The following is an 18,283-nucleotide window of genomic DNA, read 5'->3' as shown; positions in this document are numbered from 1 at the left end:
GGTCGGCGGGGTCGTCGGCTCAGGTGAGCTTCTCGAAGACCATCGTCGCCTGGATCCGGTCGCCGCCGCCGAACCCGCCGCTCTTGCCCGAAGCGGTCGTGATGGTGCGCAGCCGATAGCCCTTGGCGGCCTGCTTGTTGATCGCCGCCTCGAGCTCGGGGAGGTTCCCCGACCCCGATCCCATGAACCTCTCCTTGAGCGTCACCTGGATCACCACGTACTCCATGACCGGCCTCCCTGCCGTCCCGGGGCGCCGCCGCTCGGCGCCCGCAGTGGCAGAGTCCTACCGGTCCGGCGGCCTCCACCGCAGCCGTTCGGGCCGGATCGACGACGCGGCCACGCCGTACCTGTTCCGGCTGGCCGGACGCCTGATCGGCGGCACCGAGTTCTCGCCCGAGGACACGGCGGACGCGCGCCGGCGGATCGCCGAGTTCTTCCACCGGCACCTGGGCTGAGGTCGTGGGGTCGGGTGGCCCCACGTCACAACCCGATTGGCCCCTTTTCAGCCCGAAAAGGGGCCAATCGGGTTGTGACGCGGCGAGACAGCCGCCCGCGGGTCAGCCGAGCGCCGCGCGGATCGGCCGCCCCGGGAAGGCATCGACGTCCAGCTCGCCGTCGCGGACCACGAACGTGCCGTCCACCAGCAGGTGCCGTACGCCGACCGAGGGGCGCGTCGGGTCCAGGTAGGTCGCCCGGTCGCTGATCGTGGCGGGGTCGATGACGACGAGGTCGGCGTCCGCGCCGATGCCGAGCCACCCCTTGGTGCGCGCCGCGGGGGCGAAGCCGGCGACGACCTGCGCGGGCAGGTAGGAGCAGCGGCGGAAGGCCTCGGCCCAGGTCCAGGTCCCGGTCTCGACGACCATCCGGCGCAGGGAGCGGGCGAAGGTGCCGGCGGTGCGCGGGTGGGTCTGGCCGCCGGCGGGCAGGGGCCACTCGCGCGAGTCGGTCGACCCGTCGGGCCACTCCACGTGCATCGCGTCGCTGGCCACGATCGAGTCGGGGAAGGCGAGCGCGCGCTGCAGCATCGCCGCGTCCTCGGTGTCGTCCTCGTCGAGGAACCGGACCACGCAGACCGCGCCGGGGTCGGTGGCGCGCAGCTCGGCCAGCCGCTCGATCGAGGCGACCCGCTCGCCGGTGGAGACCATCGAGATCGACGAGGGCGTCAGGCCCCACGCGCCGAGCCGCTCGGGGGCCAGGAAGAAGGCGCCGATCGCGGTGCTCCCGGCGCCGTACGGGTAGGCCTCGACGGTGACCCGCGAGCCGCCGGCGCGGGCGGCGTCGAGCTGGCCGAGCACCCGGTCGATGTGGCGGCGCGAGGTGCTGTTCACGTGGCAGTGGTGCATGGTGGCACCGGTCTCGGCCGCGGCGCGGGTGACCTCGAACGAGCCGTCGATCGGCGTGGTCGGGTCGGCCTCGACGATCTCGCGCACGTGCGTGAAGGTCGCGGTGCCGGTGGCGGCGGCCAGCCTGGCCACGTCGAGGAACTCCTCCGGGTCCGAGCGCGGCGCGTAGCCCATCAGCACGCCGACGCCCAGGGCGCCGGCCTCGAGCTCGGACTCCAGCAGCCGCAGCCAGGTGCGCCGCTCCGCCGCCGACGAGGTGCGCTGCCAGGCGGGGTCGCCGAGCATCCGCAGCGAGGCGTGCAGGTCGGCGTCCGGGGTCAGGCCGAGGTGCGCCGCGGCGCGGGCGTCCCCCCAGGAGGCGGAGAAGCCGTAGTGCAGCAGCCGGCCGTCGGCGGCGGCCCGGGCGTAGGCCTTCTCGACCGGCATCAGGCCGGCCTCGAGGTCGAGGGTGGCGGTGACGCCGTCGAGCGCCTGGAGCCGCTGGCCCGCGACGGAGTGCACGTGGCTGTGCAGATCGACGAAGCCGGGCCCGACGACCATGCCGGTCACGTCGACCTCGGTCGCGCCCGCGAGCGCGCCCTCGGCCGCCACCGACGGCGCCACGGCGACCACCGTGCCGCCGTCCACGGCCACGTCGGCCACTCGTTCGGTCCCGGTTCGCGGGTCGGCGACGCGCCCGCCTCGAAGAATCAGCACGCGGACCATCCAACACCGCCCACGTCCGCGGGCTCACTGGAGGATCGGACAACCAGCGCCGCGGTGGCCTGTCCGATCGGACGAATACAGCCCCCGAGTGTTGTCCCTACGGTTGCCGCCATGTCATCCGTCGTGCCTTCTCCCGGGACCCTGGACGCCGCCTCCGCCTGGCTGGAGGAGAACTTCGCGCGCCTCGTCGCCGAGCGCCAGGTGCCCGGTGCGACCGTCGCCGTCCTGGCCGAGGGCCGGGTCGCCGCGGCAGCCGCGGGCGTGACCAGCCTGGCCACGGCCGTCCCGGTGGACACCGCCACGGTCTTCCAGATCGGCTCCATCACCAAGATCTGGACCACGACGCTGGTGATGCAGCTGGTCGACGACGGGCTGCTCGACCTCGACGCGCGGCTGCTGGACTACCTGCCCGAGCTCACGCTCGGCGACGCCGAGGCCGCGAAGGCCCTGACGACGCGCCACCTGCTCACCCACACGGCGGGCTTCGAGGGCGACATCTTCACCGACACCGGCCGCGGTGACGACGCGGTGCAGAAGTACGTCGCCACGCTGACCGACCTGCCCCAGCTCTTCGCGCCGGGAGAGACCTTCTCCTACAACAACACCGCCTTCGTGGTGCTCGGCCGCCTCGTCGAGGTGCTGCGCGGCCAGCCGTACGACGCGGTGCTGGTCGAGCGGATCGCCGGGCCCCTCGGCCTCGACAGCGTCAGCCCCAGCGCCTACGAGGCGATCCGGCACCGCGCCGCCACCGGCCACGTCCCCGGCGAGGACGGCGAGCTCGCCGCCGCCACGACGTGGGCACTGGCGCGCTCCAACGCGCCCGCCGGTTCGATGCTGGCGATGACGCCGACCGACCTGCTCGGCTTCGTCCGGATGCACCTCGACGGCGGCACCGCGCCCGACGGCGCCACGGTGCTCGGCGCCGGCTCGGCGGCCGCGATGCAGACCCGCCAGGTCGAGCTGCCCCGCCTCGCCGGCATGGGCGACGCCTGGGGCCTCGGCTGGGAGCTCTTCGACACCCCACAGGGCACCGTGGTCGCCCACGACGGCGGCACCATCGGCCAGGCGGCGTTCCTCCGGGTCGTCCCCGAGGCCGGCGTCGCGATCGCGATGCTGACCAACGGCGGGGACGTGTTCGGCCTGTTCGGCGACGTCGTCGCGCCCCTGCTCGCCGAGCTGAGCGGCGTCGTGCTGCCCGAGCGCCCCACCCCGCCGGCGGAGCCCGCGACGGTCGACGCGACGCCGTACCTCGGCCTCTACGCCGACACCATCTACGACATCGAGGTCACCCGGGACGGCGACGGCCGGGTCTGGCTGGACCGCACCCCGAAGGACATCCACGAGGAGATCGGGGAGAAGCCGATCCGCTTCGAGCTCGTCCACCTCGAGGGCGACTCCTTCATCACCGCCGAGCCGTTCCACGGCATCCACGTCATCTTCGCGTTCATCGGCAACGCGCCCGGCCCCTCGGGTGAGGCCAGGGCCAAGTACGTCCACTACGGCCGCGTGGTCTCGCGCGCCGACTGACCGACGTACAGCTCCCAGACCCCCGCATCACCACACCACCACCAGAAAGAGGAACGCCCATGAGGCCGGTCCGCTCGGGTGCCCTGCTGGCACTCTCCCTGTCCGTCGCCGCCGTCGGCCTCACCGCCTGCGGTGGCTCCGACTCCGGTTCGGACGCCGACGCGAGCACGTACGTCGACGGCCAGACGTTCTCGCTGGCGCTGTCCAGCGACCCGGGAGCGCTCGACCCGCAGGGCGGCGTCACCAGCACCCTGTTCCAGCTGACCCAGTTCGCCTACGACAACCTGGTCTCGGTCGACGCGGAGGGCAACGTCGGCTCGCAGCTCGCCTCGGACTGGTCGGTCGACGGCACCACCGTCACCTTCGAGATCGCCGACGGCATCACCTGCTCCGACGGCTCCGACTTCACCGCCCAGACGGTGGTCGACAACATCTCCTACGTCGAGGACCCGAAGAACCAGAGCCCGTTCCTGGGCGTCTTCATCCCGGCCGGCGCCACCGCCGAGGCCGACGGCAGCACGGTCACCGTCACCCTCGCCGCCCCGTCGCCGTTCGTGCTCTCCTCGTTCGCGAACCTGCCGATGGTCTGCGACGCCGGCATCTCCGACCGCGGCACCCTCAAGGACGGCACGGCCGGCACCGGCCCGTACGTGCTGACCGAGGCCGTGCCCGGCGACCACTACACCTACGAGCTCCGCGAGGGCTACGCCTGGGGCCCCGGCGGCGCCGGCACCGACGAGCAGGGCATGCCGGCGACGGTCGTGGCCAAGGTGGTCACCAACGAGACCACCGCCGCCAATCAGCTCCTCTCGGGCGACCTGAACGGCGCCGCTGTCTACGGCCCCGACGCCGAGCGCCTCAACGCCGCCGACCTCAGCCGCGTCGACGCCCAGGCGGTCGTCGGCGAGCAGTGGTACAACCAGAACGACGGCCACCTGACGGCCGACCCGGCCGTCCGCGCCGCGCTCACCCAGGCGCTCGACCTCGACGAGCTGCAGAAGGTGATCACCTCCGGCAAGGGCGGCCCGGCCACCCAGCTGGCCGTCGTCGCCCCCGCCGGCTGCACCGGATCCTCGGTCGAGGGCTCGGTCGCCGCGACCGACGCCGACGCCGCGGCCGCCGCCCTCGACGAGGCCGGCTGGACCGAGGGCGCCGACGGCGTCCGCGCCAAGGACGGCGAGAAGCTGTCGCTCGCGTTCGTCTACGACGCCTCGCTCGGCACCGGTGGCTCCGCCGCCGCCGAGCTGGCCGTGGCGGCGTGGACGGAGATCGGCATCGACGTCACCGCCACGCAGCTCGACCAGACCGCCATCGCCGGCGCCATGTTCGGCACCGGCGACTGGGACATCGCCTGGGAGCCGGTCAACATCAACACCCCGGACCAGATCGTCGCGTTCCTCTCCGGTCCCGGCCTGGCGGAGGGCGGCACGAACTTCGCCGGCATCGACAACGCCGACTACGCGGCCGGCGTCGAGACGGCGATGGCGGCCAACGGCGCCGAGGGCTGCGACGAGTGGCTGGCCGCCGAGGGCGCACTCTTCGAGGCCAACGACGTGATCCCGTTCGCCAACAACCTGCTGCCCTTCTTCGGCAAGGGCGCCGAGTTCGACGTCGTCGGCAACGTGGTGCCCACCAGCATCCGGATGCTCGGCTGAGGAGCCTGATCAACGCATGACCACATTGACACCGGCAGCCGCCCCGCCCGAGCAGGGGCGGGTCAGCCTGCGACTCGGAGGGCGCTGGACCCGCTTCGCGCTCCGGCGCACGGGGCGGCTGCTGGTGTCGCTGTGGGTCCTCGTGACCGCGTCGTTCCTGATGATCCACCTGATCCCGGGCGACCCGATCCGCGCCGCGCTCGGGATGACGGCCCCGGCCGAGCTGGTGGCCTCCAAGCGCGCCTCGCTCGGCCTGGACGACCCGCTGCTCGTCCAGTACGTGCACTATCTCGGAAACCTGCTCCACGGGGACCTGGGGGAGTCGATCGGCTCCCAGCTCCCGGTCTCCGAGGTCATCGCCCAGCGCCTGCCGGCCACCGCATCGCTGGCCTTCCTGGCCTTCGGTGCCGCGCTCGCCGTTGCCATCCCCCTGGGGGTGCTGGTCGCCGTCGCCACCCGGCGCGGCCGCCGGCGGCGTACCGAGCTGGGCTTCGCGGGCACCAGCGTGGTGCTCGGCTCGATCCCCGACTTCCTGGTCGGCGTCGCGCTGGTCGCGGTGTTCGCGGTCAACCTCGGCTGGTTCCCCGTCGCCGGCAACGACGGCGCGGCGGCGTACGTCCTGCCGGTGACGGCGCTCGCGATCGGGCCGGCCGCCGTGCTGGCCCGCATCGTCCGCGTCGAGATGCTGAGCGTCCTCGAGGCCGACTACGTCCGCACGGCCCGCGCCAAGCGGCTGCCGGCGCTGCGGATCAACCTCCGGCACGCGCTCCCCAACGCCGTGACGGCCACGCTCACCCTCAGCGGCATGCTGCTGGCCTCGATGGTGGCCGGCACCGTCCTGGTCGAGAACGTCTTCGCCTGGCCCGGCCTGGGCAGCACGATCGTCCAGTCGATCGTCACCAAGGACTACCCCCTGGTCCAGGGCACCGTCCTCGTGTACGGCGTGATCGTGCTCGTCGTGAACAACCTCGTCGACATCGCGCTCGCCGTCCTCGACCCGCGCTCCACGATCGGGGACTCCTGATGACCAACGCCACGTCGCCCGCGACCACCCCGTCCAGCCGGCCCGTCGGGTCCCGCCTGTCCCGCGTCCTGCGGACCCCCGTCGGGATCGTCGGCCTCGGGCTGCTGACGCTGGTGCTGCTGCTCGCCGTGTTCGCGCCGATCCTCTGGGGCGACCGCGCCGACGCCGTCGACACCGACAACATCCTCGCCGGCCCGTCGGCCGAGCACTGGGTCGGCACCGACAACCTAGGCCGGGACCTGTTCTACCGGGTGCTGGTCGCCACCCGCCTCTCGATCACGCTGGCCCTGCTCGCCACCGCGCTCGGCACCGCCGTCGGCCTGATCCTCGGCACGGCGCCGCTGCTGCTGGGCCGCCGCGCCGGTCGCCTGGTCACCGCCCTGGTCAACATCCTGGTCGCCTTCCCGGGCCTGCTGCTGGTGCTCTTCTTCGCCGTCGTCTTCGGCGTCGGCGCCCAGGGCGCCGTGCTCGCCATCGGCCTCGCCGGGGCGCCGTCCTTCGCCCGCCTCTGCCAGACCCTGGTCGCGGGCGTCGCCGACCTGGACTACGTCGCCGCGGCGCGGATCGCCGGGGTGAACCGCTTCCGGATCCTGTTCCGCCACGTGCTGCCCAACATCGCCGAGCCGCTCGTGGTCAACGTGACCATCAGCGCCGGAGGCGTCCTGCTCAGCTTCGCGGGTCTCTCGTTCCTCGGCCTGGGCGTGCAGGCGCCGGCCTACGACTGGGGCCGGCTGATGCAGGACGGTCTCGCCGGCATCTACATCCACCCGCTCGCCGCGCTCGCGCCCGGCATCATGGTGATCATCGCGGGCCTGGCGTTCAACCTCACCGGCGAGGCGATCGCCGGTGCGCTGGGGGTCTCCCCGGTGACCGGCGTGACGCCGGCGCTGCGGACCCCGACCGGGCGCACCCCGGGCGCCGAGCTGGCCCACGACGCCGGTACCGAGGACCTGGTGCTCGACGTGCGCGACCTGCACGTCGCCTTCCCGGGCGCCGCCGGCCCGATCCGCCCCGTCCGCGGCGTCACCTTCACGGTGCGCGCCGGCGAGGCGGTCGGCGTGGTCGGCGAGTCCGGCTCCGGCAAGTCGCTCACCGCGCTCTCGATCGCGCAGCTGGTCGAGGAGCCCGGCCGCGTCGACGCGCACCGGCTCGCCTTCTGCGGCGAGGACCTGCTCGCAGCGCCGGGCGACCGGAGGGGCGCGGCGGAGCGCGACCGGAGGCTCGGCACCTCCCTGGCGGTCGTCTTCCAGGACCCGATGACGTCGTTCAACCCGGCGATGCGGATCGGCTCCCAGCTCGCCGAGGTCGGCCGCCACCACCAGGGGCTCGACCGCCGGTCCGCCGCCGCCCGCGCCGTCGACCGGCTCCGCGCGGTCCGGGTCCGTGACCCCGAGCGCCGGGCGCGGCAGTACCCCCACGAGTTCTCCGGCGGCATGCGGCAGCGCGCGATGATCGGCATGGGCCTGATGGGCAGCCCACGCCTGATCATCGCCGACGAGCCGACCACCGCCCTGGACGTCACCGTGCAGAGCCAGGTTCTCGCGCTGCTCCAGGACGTCCGCCGCGAGCAGGGCGCCGCCCTGCTGCTGATCAGCCACGACGTCTCGGTCGTCTCCGACGTCTGCGACCGCGTGCTGGTGATGTACGCCGGCCGGGTGGTCGAGGACCTGCCCACCGCCGACCTGCACACCCGTGCCCGCCACCCCTACACCCGTGCCCTGGTCGCGGCCGTGCCGGACATGGCGACCGACCTCGACGCCCCCCTGGCGACCATCCCGGGCCAGCCCGTCGACCCCTCCGCCGTACCGGCCGGCTGCGCCTACGCCGCCCGCTGCCCGCTCGCGACCGCGCTGTGCCGGGAGCAGGACCCGGTCCTGGTGACCGCCGACGGCGGCGCCGGTCGGGTCGCCTGCTGGCACGCGGGGGAGCCCGTGCTGGCCGGCGACCGGCCGACCGCCGAGGAGGCGACCGCATGAGCCTGCACCTGGACCACCTCACCGTGCGCTACGGCGCGACCACGGTGCTGGACGAGGTCAGCCTGACCGTGCCCGACGGCGAGATCGTCGGCCTGGTCGGCGAGTCCGGCTCCGGCAAGTCGACGCTCGCCAAGGCCGTCGTCGGACTGGCTCCGGTGCACGGCGGCAGCATCACGCTCGACGGTGCACCCGTCCGCCAGCGAGGGCGGCGCCGGCCGATCCAGATGGTCTTCCAGGACCCCTTCTCCTCGCTCGACCCGCGGATGACGATCGGGGAGAGCATCGCCGAGGCGATCCCCGAGCGGCTGCCGCGGTCCGCGCGCCGGGCCGAGATCGCCCGGCTGCTGGAGCTCGTCCACCTCGACGCCGGCCGCGCCGGCCAGCTGCCCCGGGAGCTCTCCGGCGGCCAGCGGCAGCGGGTCGCGCTGGCCCGCGCGCTGGCCGGCCGCCCGCGGCTGGTGATCGCCGACGAGGTCACCTCCGCGCTCGACGTGTCCGTCCAGGGCGCCGTGCTCAACCTGATCCGCGAGATGCAGCGCGAGCTCGGCCTCTCGATGCTCTTCATCTCCCACAACCTCGCCGTCGTCCGCTACGTCGCCAGCCAGGTCGCCGTCCTCGAGGGCGGCCGGATCGTCGAGCACGGCCCGACCACGGACGTCCTCGAACGCCCCCGGCACGACTACACCCGCCAGCTCCTGGCCGCCGTTCCCGGCGGCCATCCCATCCCGACCAAGGAGATCCGCGCATGACCACCACCGGCCCCGCCACCGACGGCCTCATCGACCCGGCCCACTGGGAGGCCCGCTTCGCCGAGCTGGTGAAGAAGCACGGCATCCCCGGCGCGCAGCTCGGCATCCTCAAGGTCGGTGCCGACGGCGCCGCGGACGAGCTGTTCACGACCGCCACCGGCGTCCTGCACGCCGGCACCGGCCAGGTCGCCACCCCCGACTCGGTCTTCCAGATCGGCTCGGTCTCGAAGGTGTGGACCGCCACCGTCATCATGCAGCTGGTCGACGAGGGCAGGTTCACCCTGCAGACCCCGGTCGCCGAGATCGTCCCGGACCTGGCGCTGCGCGACCCCGACGTGACCAAGACCGTCACCGTGTGGAACCTGCTGACCCACACCAGCGGCATCGACGGGGACGTCTTCACCGACACCGGCCGTGGCGACGACGCGCTGGAGAAGTACGTCGCCGAGCTCGGCGAGGCCGCGCAGAACCACCCGCTCGGTGCCACCTGGTCCTACTGCAACTCCGGCTACTCGCTGCTCGGCCGGATCATCGAGGTCGTCACCGGCCAGACCTGGGACGAGGCCATGAAGGAGCGCCTGTTCGCCCCGCTCGGCCTGACCCACACCACCACGCTGCCCGAGGAGGCGATGGTCTTCGGCCACTCCGTGGGCCACCTCAAGGGCGGCGACGAGCCGGTCGTCGCACCCGTGTGGGGGATGCCCCGCTCGGTCGGCCCGGCCGGCCTGATCACCTCGCGCGTCGAGGACGTGCTGGCGTTCGCCCGGATGCACCTGACCGGCGGCACCGCCCAGGACGGCACCCGGGTGCTGTCGGAGGCCGGTGTCGCCGAGATGGCGGACTTCCAGACCGAGTGCCCGGAGAAGATCCTGCTCGGCGACTCCTGGGGCCTGGGCTGGTTCCGCTGCGACTGGAACGGCCACCGCGCCATCGGGCACGACGGCAACACCATCGGCCAGGCGGCGTTCCTGCGGCTGCTCCCCGAGGCCGGCATCGCGGTCGCGGTGAACACCAACATCGGCAGCGCCATCCCGCTGTACCAGGACCTGTACGAGGAGATCTTCAAGACGCTGGTCGACGTCGACCTGCCGGCGCGCTTCGAGCTGCCGGCCGAGCCGGTCGAGGTGGACGCGACGCCGTACCTGGGCGCCTACTCCCGGGAGTCGGTGCTGGAGGAGGTCTTCGAGGAGGACGGCAAGCTCTGGATGCGCACCACGGTCTCCGGCGCGGTGGCCGAGGCGTCCGGCGGGACCGAGCCCGAGACCAACGAGCTGATCCCGGTCGGGCCGGCGCTCTTCGCCTTCCAGCCCGACAAGAGCGAGGCCTACTACCCGGTGCGGTTCTACTCCCTGCCGAACGGCCAGGAGTACATCCACTTCGGCGCCCGGGCGACCCCGAAGCGGCCCGCCTGATGGCCGTCGCCACCGCCGTCCCGACCGCCACCGACCTGCCCGGAGACATCGTGCTCGAAGCCCTGCTCGGTGACCTGCGCGAGCTGGTCGAGTGCGAGTCGCCCTCCAGCGACCACGCCGCCGTGGCCCGTTCCGCCGACCTGGTCGCGCGGATCGGGCGGGAGCGGCTCGGCGTCGCCCCGGAGCGACTCGTCGTCGACGGCGTCCACCACCTGCGCTGGCGGCTGGGCGACCAGTCGGCCTCCGGCCGTGTCCTGGTGCTCGCGCACCACGACACGGTCTGGCCGGTCGGCACGCTCGCCCGGCGCCCGTACGACGTCACCGACGGCGTGCTGCGCGGCCCGGGCTGCTTCGACATGCTGACCGGGCTGGCGATGGCGCTGCACGCGATCGCCGACCTGGACGACCCGTCGGGCGTCACGCTGCTCGTGACCGGCGACGAGGAGCTGGGCTCGCCGAGCTCCCGGGTGCTGATCGAGGAGGAGGCGCGCCGCGCCGACGCGGTGCTGGTGCTCGAGGCGTCCGCCGACGGCGGTGCGCTCAAGACCGCCCGGAAGGGGACCTCGCTCTACGAGATCGAGGTCACCGGTCGCGCCGCCCACGCCGGGCTCGAGCCCGAGAAGGGCGTCAACGCCAGCGTCGAGATGGCCCACCAGGTGCTCGCCGTGGCCGGGCTCGGCGACGCGGAGGCCGGCACCACGGTCACCCCGACGGTGACCTCAGGCGGGACCACCATGAACACGGTCCCGGCGCAGGCGCGGTTCTCGATCGACGTACGGGCGTGGACTTCTGCCGAGCAGGAGCGGGTCGACGCCGCGCTGCACGGCCTCGCCCCGGTGCTCGAGGGCGCCGAGGTGCGCGTCGGTGGTGGCATCAACCGCGCGCCGCTGGAGGAGTCCGCGTCGATGGGGCTGTACGAGCGGGCGCGGCGGATCACCGAGCGGCTCGGCCTGCCCGCGCTGACGCACGCCGCCGTCGGGGGCGCGTCGGACGGCAACTTCGCCGCCGGCGTCGGCACCCCCACGCTGGACGGCCTCGGCGCCGTCGGCGGGGGCGCCCACGCCGAGCACGAGCACGTGCTCGTCGACCGGATTCCCGACCGCACGGCGCTGCTCCGCGCCATGCTGGAGGAGCTGCTGGGAGGAACGAGATGAGCACCGACCCGACCGACCTCGCCGAGGGGGCGTGGGCCGCGTACGAGGCGGCCGCCGGCGCCTCGGGCGTGGTGGTGCGCCGGCTCGCCGAGATCGACGAGCTGCGCGAGGCCGCCGAGGTGCTCGGGGAGATCTGGGGCGTCCCGGAGAACCCGCCGATGAGCGCCGAGCTGCTGCGGGCGATGGGCAAGGCGGACAGCTACGTCGCCGGCGCCTACGACGGCGACACGATGGTCGGCGTCTGCGTGGGGTTCCACTCCACGCCGGCGTCGCGGACGATGCACAGCCACATCGCCGGCGTGCTGTCGTCGGTGGGCGGTCGGCACGTCGGATTCGCCCTCAAGCTCCACCAGCGCGCGTGGTGCCTGGACCGCGGCATCGAGCTGATCGAGTGGACGTTCGACCCGCTGGTCGCCCGCAACGCCTACTTCAACCTCGCCAAGCTGGGTGCGCACGTGGCCGAGTACCTGCCGGACTTCTACGGCGCGATGACCGACGCGATCAACCGTGACGAGGAGAGCGACCGCATCCTGGTCCACTGGCCGCTCACCGACCCGCGGGTCGTGACCGCGTGCGCCGGTGCCCCCGTGCGCCCGGTCGTGCCGTCCGGCGCGGCCGCGTCGTGGGTCCAGGTGCCGCGCGACGTCGAGGCCGAGCGGCGTGCCGATCCCGAGCAGAGCCGCGACTGGCGCGCCAAGGTGCGCGACCAGCTGCTGACCGCACTGACCGCCGGCGGCAGCGTCGCCGGCTTCGACAAGGAGCAGGGCTACCTCGTGCTGCCGGCGGGCGACCACGGGGGAGACCACGAAGGAGAGACCGAGTGACCGTCAAGCTGGAGGGCGTCGAGCTGCGCCGCATCGCGATGCCGCTGGTGTCGCCGTTCCGGACCTCGTTCGGCACCCAGACCGCGCGCGACGTCCTGCTGCTCCGGGCGGTGACCGCCGACGGCGAGGGGTGGGGCGAGTGCGTGGCCATGTCGGACCCGCTCTACTCCTCGGAGTACGTCGACGCGACGGCCGACGTGCTGCGCCGCTTCCTGGTCCCGGCGCTCGCCGACGGCTCCGAGGACCTGCGCCGCCACGGCGCCCCCGCGGTCGCCGCGCTGCTGCGCAAGTTCAAGGGCCACCGGATGGCCAAGGCCGCCCTGGAGATGGCCGTGCTGGACGCCGAGCTGCGCGCGTCCGGACGCTCCTGGGCGCGGGAGCTCGGCGCGGTCCACGAGCGGGTGCCCTCGGGCGTCTCGGTCGGGATCTACGACAGCATCCCGGTGCTGCTCGACGTCGTCGGCGGCTACCTGGACGCCGGCTACGTGCGGATCAAGCTGAAGATCGAGCCCGGCTGGGACCTCGAGCCCGTGCGTGCGGTGCGCGAGCGGTTCGGCGACGACGTGCTGCTCCAGGTGGACGCGAACACGGCGTACACGCTGCGCGACGCCCGCCACCTGTCCAAGCTGGACGACTTCGACCTGCTGCTGATCGAGCAGCCGCTGGAGGAGGAGGACGTGGTCGGGCACGCCGCGCTCGCGCGCCAGGTCAGGACCCCGATCTGCCTGGACGAGTCCATCGTGTCGGCCGAGTCGGCCGCCGCGGCGATCGAGCTCGGCGCCTGCTCCATCATCAACATCAAGCCCGGTCGGGTCGGCGGATACCTGGAGGCCGTGAGGATCCACGACGTGGCCGCCGCGCACGGGCTCGCGGTGTGGTGCGGCGGGATGCTCGAGACGGGGCTGGGCCGGGCCGCCAACGCGGCGCTCGGCGCGCTGCCCGGGTTCACCCTGCCCGGTGACATCTCGGCCTCCGACCGCTTCTACCAGACCGACATCACCGCGCCGCTGACCATCGAGGACGGCTACATGCAGGTGCCGACCGGGCCCGGCCTGGGCGTCACCCCGATCCCGGAGATCCTCGACGCGGTCACCACCTCGACGGAGTGGATACAGCTTCGCTGAAAGGCATGGAGCGGCTTCGCCGCGCTGATTGGCTGTTCCGCCCAACCAGGCTCGCTTCGCTCGCGGTTGGGCGGGCAAACACTCGCAGGCTCGCGTTTGCCGGGGAGGTGCTGTCGGGATGACCGCACGCGGCTCGTACCCTGACGCGGTGAACCAGCGACCCCGCGCGAGCCTGGGCCGGGTCCTCGACGATCTCGGCGACTCGCTGCTCGAGCTGGTCGCCGGCGATCCGGCGCACGAGGGCGAGATCGGTGGCGTGGTCATCCACGACCCCGACGACGAGCCGGTGCTGCCGCCGGCGGCCCTGGTGGCCGGCGTCGGCGTGCCCGCGGCCGGGCTGCCGGACCTGGTCCGCGCGGTGGGTCGGCAGGGCGGCGTCGGCCTGGTCGTCCGGGCTCCGGTCGTGCTCACCCCGGAGCTGGACGCCGCGGTGGCCGACGCCGGGCTGGCGCTGCTCGGACTGCGCCGGGGTGCCACCTGGGCGCAGCTGACCGCGCTGCTGCGCTCGGTGCTCGCCGAGGGCGACATCGTCCACGGCGAGGCGGAGTCGATCGGCGGCCTGCCGTCGGGCGACCTGTTCGCCGTGGCGAACGCGGTCGCGTCGCTGCTGGACGCCCCCGTCACGATCGAGGACCGCAGCTCGCGCGTGCTGGCCTTCTCCGGCCGCCAGGACGAGGCCGACCCGTCCCGGGTGGAGACGATCATCGGTCGGCAGGTGCCGGAGCGGTACGCCCGCATGCTGACCGAGCTCGGTGTCTTCCGGGAGCTCTACCGCGAGCACCGACCCGTCGTGGTCGACCCCGCCGACCTCGGCGCCGACGCGGTCAGCAAGCAGCGGGTGGCCATCGCGGTCCGCGCGGGCGACGAGGTGCTCGGCTCGATCTGGGCGGCGATGGACGGGGAGATCACCCCCGAGCGGACCGCCGCGCTGCAGGACGCCTCGAAGCTGGTCGCGCTGCACATGCTCCGCGTCCGCGCGGGTGCCGACGTGCAGCGTCGGCTGCGGACCGATCTGGTCGGCAGCGCGATCGAGGGCGGCGTCGGCGCGCGCGACGCGCTGAGCCGCCTCGGACTGGCCGGGAGGCCGGTGGTCGTCCTTGCGGTCGCCCTGCGCACCGACCGCTCCGAGGCGGAGCCGGCGCCCGGCGACACCAGCGACCTGGAGCGGGTCGCCGACGCGCTCAGCGTCCACCTGGCCGCGTCCGTCCCCACCTCGGCGGTCGCCGTGGTCGGCGGCATCGCCTACGCCCTGCTGCCGGTGGCGCCGGGTGGGACCGCCAGCGAGCCCGAGACGCGCGCGGCCCGGCTGGCCGAGGAGTTCTGCGACCGGCTCGGGGCGCGGCTGCCGGCGATCGTCGGCGTCGGCGGCGTCGGCACCGACGTCGGGGGAGTGGCCGCCTCGCGCGCCACCGCCACCCGGGTGCTGCGGGTGCTCCGCGAGGGGCACGGCACCCGCCGGGTCGCGCGGCTGCCCGACGTGCACACCCAGTCGCTGCTGCTGGAGCTGCGCGACCTCGCCGCCGCCCGGGGCGAGCGGCCGGTCGGCCCGCTGGCGCTGCTGCTGGAGTACGACGAGCGCAACGACTCCGGCCTCGCCGAGACCCTCGACGCGTGGCTGGACGCCCTGGGCGACGTCCGCGCCGCGGCGGCGGCGCTGTTCATCCACCCCAACACGCTCCGCTACCGCCTGCGCCGGCTGGAGGAGGTCAGCGGGCTGGACCTCGCCGACCCCGAGCAGCGCTTCGCGGCGAGCCTGCAGCTGCGGCTGCTGGCGCCCCGCTGACGGGGCTGCTCCTCGCCGCCCGCCCCGGTCGCGCGGGTGGGCGCCGACCAGACGGCCCGAGTCGCTTCCGATCGACCCGGAGGGCCGCTTGACTGGTCACCGGACGAGCGGGAGGTGGTCGGTGGCGGGCTGGATCGACCTCTACTGGCTCCCGCTCGGCGCGGGTGGGCACTTCGTCCGGCTCAACGGTCGTGCCTACGAGCGGTGGTGCGCCTGGCGGGGTCGCCGACCGCCGCTCGACCTCTACCACGCCGGACTCATGGTGCGGCTCGGGGAGCAGACCTTCGCCGTGGAGATGGGACCCGTGTGGAACGTCGGTGAGGGCGAGCGGGGCGTCGTCCGTGAGGGGCCGGTCGGGGCGGCCTGGCTGGGCCGCTTCCGGGCGTTCCGCTACGAGGTCCGGTGCTGGCCCGGTGGCCGGATCCCCGACGCGTCGGCGGCGGTGGACAGCCCGGTCCGCGCGAGCGAGGACGAGGCGACGGCCGCTGCCCTGCTCGCGATCCTGCGGGAGGTCCCCGCACTGGTCTGGGGGCGCGACGAGCTGCGCACCGGCGAGATGTGGAACTCCAACTCCCTGGTCGCCTGGGCCCTGGCGCGGACGGGCCACGCGATGCCGGAGATCGCCCCTCCCGCCGGAGGGCGGGCACCGGGGTGGCGCGCCGGCCTGGACCTGGCGGCGCGTCAGGTGGGCCGCTGACACCCGGGGCCGGTAGTGCCGATCAGAACCCCTAGGTTGCTCCCATGCTCGCCGTCGCGATCGTCGTCATCACCCTGGCCCTGGTCTTCTACACGATCGGCGTCTGGGCCGAGCGGATCCAGGGCACGCTGCGGTGGTGGCACGCCGGGGCCTTCGCGCTCGGCCTCGCGTGCGACGTCACCGGCACGATGCTGATGAGCCGGATCGCCGACGAGTCCGACGGCCCCACCAGCGCCCTGAACACGGTCATGATCTGGACCGGCGGCCTGGCGATCGCGCTGATGGCCGTGCACCTGGTGTGGGCCGTGGTGGTGCTCGTGCGCGACCGGGCGAGCGAGAAGGCGAGCTTCCACCGGCTCAGCATCGTGGTCTGGGCGATCTGGTTGATCCCCTACGTCACCGGCGCGATCGGTGCGATGACGGCTGACTGAGGCGCCCACGGGCCGGCGCGGCCGAGCCCGGCAGCGACCGGCGTACTGGTCTGGACCACCCGGCGATCGGCGATGGACCCGCCGGCGGGTGCGTGGCAATGTCCGAGACCGGACAGTCCACGCACCACAAGGGAGTGATGACATGACTGGAAAGCTGGTGGCGGCGGCCGCCGCCGTGACCCTCGTCGGAGCAGTCGGCCTCGCAGCGCCGGCGCAGGCGGCGCACCCGTCCTGCTGGGGACAGGCGACGAAGGTCTTCGCCCAGACCGGGACGATGGGGGAGCACTCGTCCTCCCAGGCCAACCCGCGAGCCGGCCTGAGGAACCTGGCCCGTGACCTCGCGGACATGGGCGTGATCCCGGACGACTCGATGGCGTCGCTCGGCGTCTTCGTGGCGGGCGAGCTGGGGCTCAGCATCGACGCCTGCATGTAGCGGGTCAATGGGCGCGGGGTCGCACGTGCGTCGGGTCACCGATTCTGAGGATCGAACAGATGATCGAATGACGGTAGAATCGGCGTACGCCGAACCGCTCCCGAAGGCTCCGTGATGACCCTGCTGCCCGGTCCCGTCCCGCACCGGATCACCCGCGCGGTGACCGCCTGCCGGGTCGAGCTGGCCGGCGTGGCGGATGCGCATGCCGCGTTCTTGAGTGCGGGGGAGAAGGAAGCGGTGCTCACCGAGTTGGTGGCACTCGAGGCGCAGGTCGCCGAGTTGCGGTTGCGGACGATGGCCGCGGCTGGCGAGGTTGCAGAGGTCCATGGTGCACGGGACGTGGCCGGGTGGCTGGCGCACCGGGCGAACGTTGAGGTCGCCCGGCTGCGCCCCGAGGGGCGGCTGGCCGAGGCGATCGACCAGCGTTGGCCCCGGGTCGGGGCCGCGATGGCCGCCGGACGCCTGTCGCTGGACCAGGCCAAGGTGATCGTGCAGGCGTTGGACGCGCTCCCGGACCGGGTGGGGGGAGAGGTCAGGGGCGATGCCGAGGCGCGGCTGGTCGCCCTGGGGAGCGGCGACGCCGCCGAGTGCGGCGGGGTGGGGATGCTGCCCCAGCACCTGCGGGTCCTCGGGCGCCGGGTGCTGGACGTGGTCGCTCCCGAGGTCGCCGCGGACGAGGAGGCCCGTCGGCTGCACGAGGAGGAGTCCCGGGCGCAGTCGGCGTTGTCGCTGCGGATGACGCCGCTGGGCGATGGCGCCACCCGGGTCACGATGACGCTGCCCGACGCCACCGCGACGCGGTTGGCGACCTACCTCGACGCGCTCACCTCGCCGCGATCGGCTGGTGGAGCGAACCCCGACCTCGAGCGGCTGCCGCGGCACCGGATGCTCGGGCACGCGTTCTGCGCTCTGCTGGACCGGCTCGACCCGGCAACGCTTCCGGAGCACGGCGGCGATGCGACGGCGGTCATGGTCACCGTCACCCTGGAGGACCTGGAGAGGCGCCTCGGCGCCGCCGGGCTGCTGGACTCCGTGACCGGGGACGGCGCGGGCCGGATCTCCGCCGCCCACGCCCGCCGACTGGCGTGTACCGCCAAGATCGTCCCCGCCGTTCTCGGCGGGAAGTCGGAGGTCCTCGACCTCGGCCGCGCCCAGCGGCTGTTCACCCCGGCCCAGCGCAAGGCGCTCCGGCTCCGCGACACCACCTGCCGCGCCGAGGGCTGCACCATCCCGGCGACCTGGTGCGAGGCTCATCACGCCGCCCCCTGGTCAGCCGGCGGCCGCACGGACCTGGCCAACGCGGTCTTGTTGTGCGGGTTCCACCACCACCGGACCCACGATCCGGCGTACCAGACCGACCGGCTGGCCAACGGCGACCACCGCTACCACCGACGCCGGTGACGCTGGGGCCAAGTCCGCATGCCACCGTCGACCCGCCACCACCTC

At 73.8% G+C, this 18,283-nt stretch carries 17 protein-coding genes; 15 read left to right on the top strand and 2 right to left on the bottom strand.

What is annotated here, in order from left to right:
- Window positions 1-19: 19 nt before the first annotated feature.
- A complete protein-coding gene (locus ABLM29_RS06930) occupies window positions 20-226 on the bottom strand; it encodes a DUF4177 domain-containing protein (protein ID WP_349713284.1) in 207 nt (68 codons plus the stop codon).
- Here ABLM29_RS06930 and ABLM29_RS06925 point away from each other — a divergent pair.
- Window positions 225-455 carry a hypothetical protein gene (locus ABLM29_RS06925; RefSeq protein WP_349713283.1) on the top strand — a complete coding sequence of 77 codons (231 nt, stop codon included), beginning with the start codon at window positions 225-227 and terminating at the stop codon, window positions 453-455. The two genes, ABLM29_RS06930 and ABLM29_RS06925, sit on opposite strands and share 2 nt — an antisense overlap.
- A 102-nt stretch (window positions 456-557) precedes the next feature.
- Here ABLM29_RS06925 and ABLM29_RS06920 read toward each other — a convergent pair whose 3' ends face one another.
- The gene (locus ABLM29_RS06920; RefSeq protein WP_349713282.1) at window positions 558-2,039 is read right to left on the bottom strand and encodes an amidohydrolase family protein; all 1,482 of its coding nucleotides are present in this window, start codon (window positions 2,037-2,039) and stop codon (window positions 558-560) included.
- A 120-nt stretch (window positions 2,040-2,159) separates the two neighbouring features.
- Here ABLM29_RS06920 and ABLM29_RS06915 point away from each other — a divergent pair, with 120 nt between their 5' ends.
- The 14 genes from ABLM29_RS06915 (at window position 2,160) to ABLM29_RS06850 (ending at window position 18,238) form a co-directional block, all read left to right on the top strand.
- The gene (locus ABLM29_RS06915; protein ID WP_349713281.1) at window positions 2,160-3,575 is read left to right on the top strand and encodes a serine hydrolase domain-containing protein; all 1,416 of its coding nucleotides are present in this window, start codon (window positions 2,160-2,162) and stop codon (window positions 3,573-3,575) included.
- A 59-nt stretch (window positions 3,576-3,634) separates the two neighbouring features.
- The gene (locus ABLM29_RS06910) at window positions 3,635-5,230 is read left to right on the top strand and encodes an ABC transporter substrate-binding protein (protein WP_349713280.1); all 1,596 of its coding nucleotides are present in this window, start codon (window positions 3,635-3,637) and stop codon (window positions 5,228-5,230) included.
- A gap of 16 nt (window positions 5,231-5,246) precedes the next feature.
- Window positions 5,247-6,254 carry an ABC transporter permease gene (locus ABLM29_RS06905; RefSeq protein WP_349713279.1) on the top strand — a complete coding sequence of 336 codons (1,008 nt, stop codon included), beginning with the start codon at window positions 5,247-5,249 and terminating at the stop codon, window positions 6,252-6,254.
- Window positions 6,254-8,230: a dipeptide/oligopeptide/nickel ABC transporter permease/ATP-binding protein gene (locus tag ABLM29_RS06900; protein WP_349713278.1), complete on the top strand. Its 1,977-nt coding sequence runs from the start codon at window positions 6,254-6,256 to the stop codon at window positions 8,228-8,230. The genes ABLM29_RS06905 and ABLM29_RS06900 overlap by 1 nt, the downstream gene beginning before the upstream one ends.
- Window positions 8,227-8,979 (top strand): ABC transporter ATP-binding protein, encoded by a 753-nt coding sequence (locus ABLM29_RS06895; protein ID WP_349713277.1) that lies wholly within the window; start codon window positions 8,227-8,229, stop codon window positions 8,977-8,979. The genes ABLM29_RS06900 and ABLM29_RS06895 overlap by 4 nt, the downstream gene beginning before the upstream one ends.
- Window positions 8,976-10,391 carry a serine hydrolase domain-containing protein gene (locus tag ABLM29_RS06890; protein ID WP_349713275.1) on the top strand — a complete coding sequence of 472 codons (1,416 nt, stop codon included), beginning with the start codon at window positions 8,976-8,978 and terminating at the stop codon, window positions 10,389-10,391. Before ABLM29_RS06895 ends, ABLM29_RS06890 begins: the two co-directional genes overlap by 4 nt.
- On the top strand, window positions 10,391-11,545 hold the full coding sequence (locus ABLM29_RS06885) for a M20 family metallopeptidase (protein WP_349713274.1): 1,155 nt from the start codon (window positions 10,391-10,393) through the stop codon (window positions 11,543-11,545). The genes ABLM29_RS06890 and ABLM29_RS06885 overlap by 1 nt, the downstream gene beginning before the upstream one ends.
- Window positions 11,542-12,369: a GNAT family N-acetyltransferase gene (locus ABLM29_RS06880; RefSeq protein ID WP_349713273.1), complete on the top strand. Its 828-nt coding sequence runs from the start codon at window positions 11,542-11,544 to the stop codon at window positions 12,367-12,369. Before ABLM29_RS06885 ends, ABLM29_RS06880 begins: the two co-directional genes overlap by 4 nt.
- A complete protein-coding gene (gene menC, locus ABLM29_RS06875; protein WP_502889183.1) occupies window positions 12,366-13,493 on the top strand; it encodes an o-succinylbenzoate synthase in 1,128 nt (375 codons plus the stop codon). Before ABLM29_RS06880 ends, menC begins: the two co-directional genes overlap by 4 nt.
- 148 nt (window positions 13,494-13,641) lie before the next feature.
- Window positions 13,642-15,276, top strand: a complete 1,635-nt coding sequence (locus tag ABLM29_RS06870) for a PucR family transcriptional regulator (RefSeq protein ID WP_349713271.1) — start codon at window positions 13,642-13,644, stop codon at window positions 15,274-15,276.
- Window positions 15,277-15,397: 121 nt separating this feature from the next.
- On the top strand, window positions 15,398-15,973 hold the full coding sequence (locus ABLM29_RS06865) for a hypothetical protein (RefSeq protein WP_349713269.1): 576 nt from the start codon (window positions 15,398-15,400) through the stop codon (window positions 15,971-15,973).
- A 44-nt stretch (window positions 15,974-16,017) separates the two neighbouring features.
- Window positions 16,018-16,404 (top strand): HsmA family protein, encoded by a 387-nt coding sequence (locus ABLM29_RS06860; protein WP_349713267.1) that lies wholly within the window; start codon window positions 16,018-16,020, stop codon window positions 16,402-16,404.
- 142 nt (window positions 16,405-16,546) lie between these two features.
- Window positions 16,547-16,837 (top strand): hypothetical protein, encoded by a 291-nt coding sequence (locus ABLM29_RS06855; RefSeq protein WP_349713265.1) that lies wholly within the window; start codon window positions 16,547-16,549, stop codon window positions 16,835-16,837.
- A 114-nt stretch (window positions 16,838-16,951) separates the two neighbouring features.
- The gene (locus ABLM29_RS06850; protein WP_349713263.1) at window positions 16,952-18,238 is read left to right on the top strand and encodes an HNH endonuclease signature motif containing protein; all 1,287 of its coding nucleotides are present in this window, start codon (window positions 16,952-16,954) and stop codon (window positions 18,236-18,238) included.
- The last annotated feature ends 45 nt before the right edge of the window (window positions 18,239-18,283 follow it).

This window comes from Nocardioides sp. YIM 152588 (assembly GCF_040191335.1).
Taxonomy (GTDB): Bacteria; Actinomycetota; Actinomycetes; order Propionibacteriales; family Nocardioidaceae; genus Nocardioides.
This window is presented reverse-complemented; position numbering and strand designations above follow the sequence as displayed.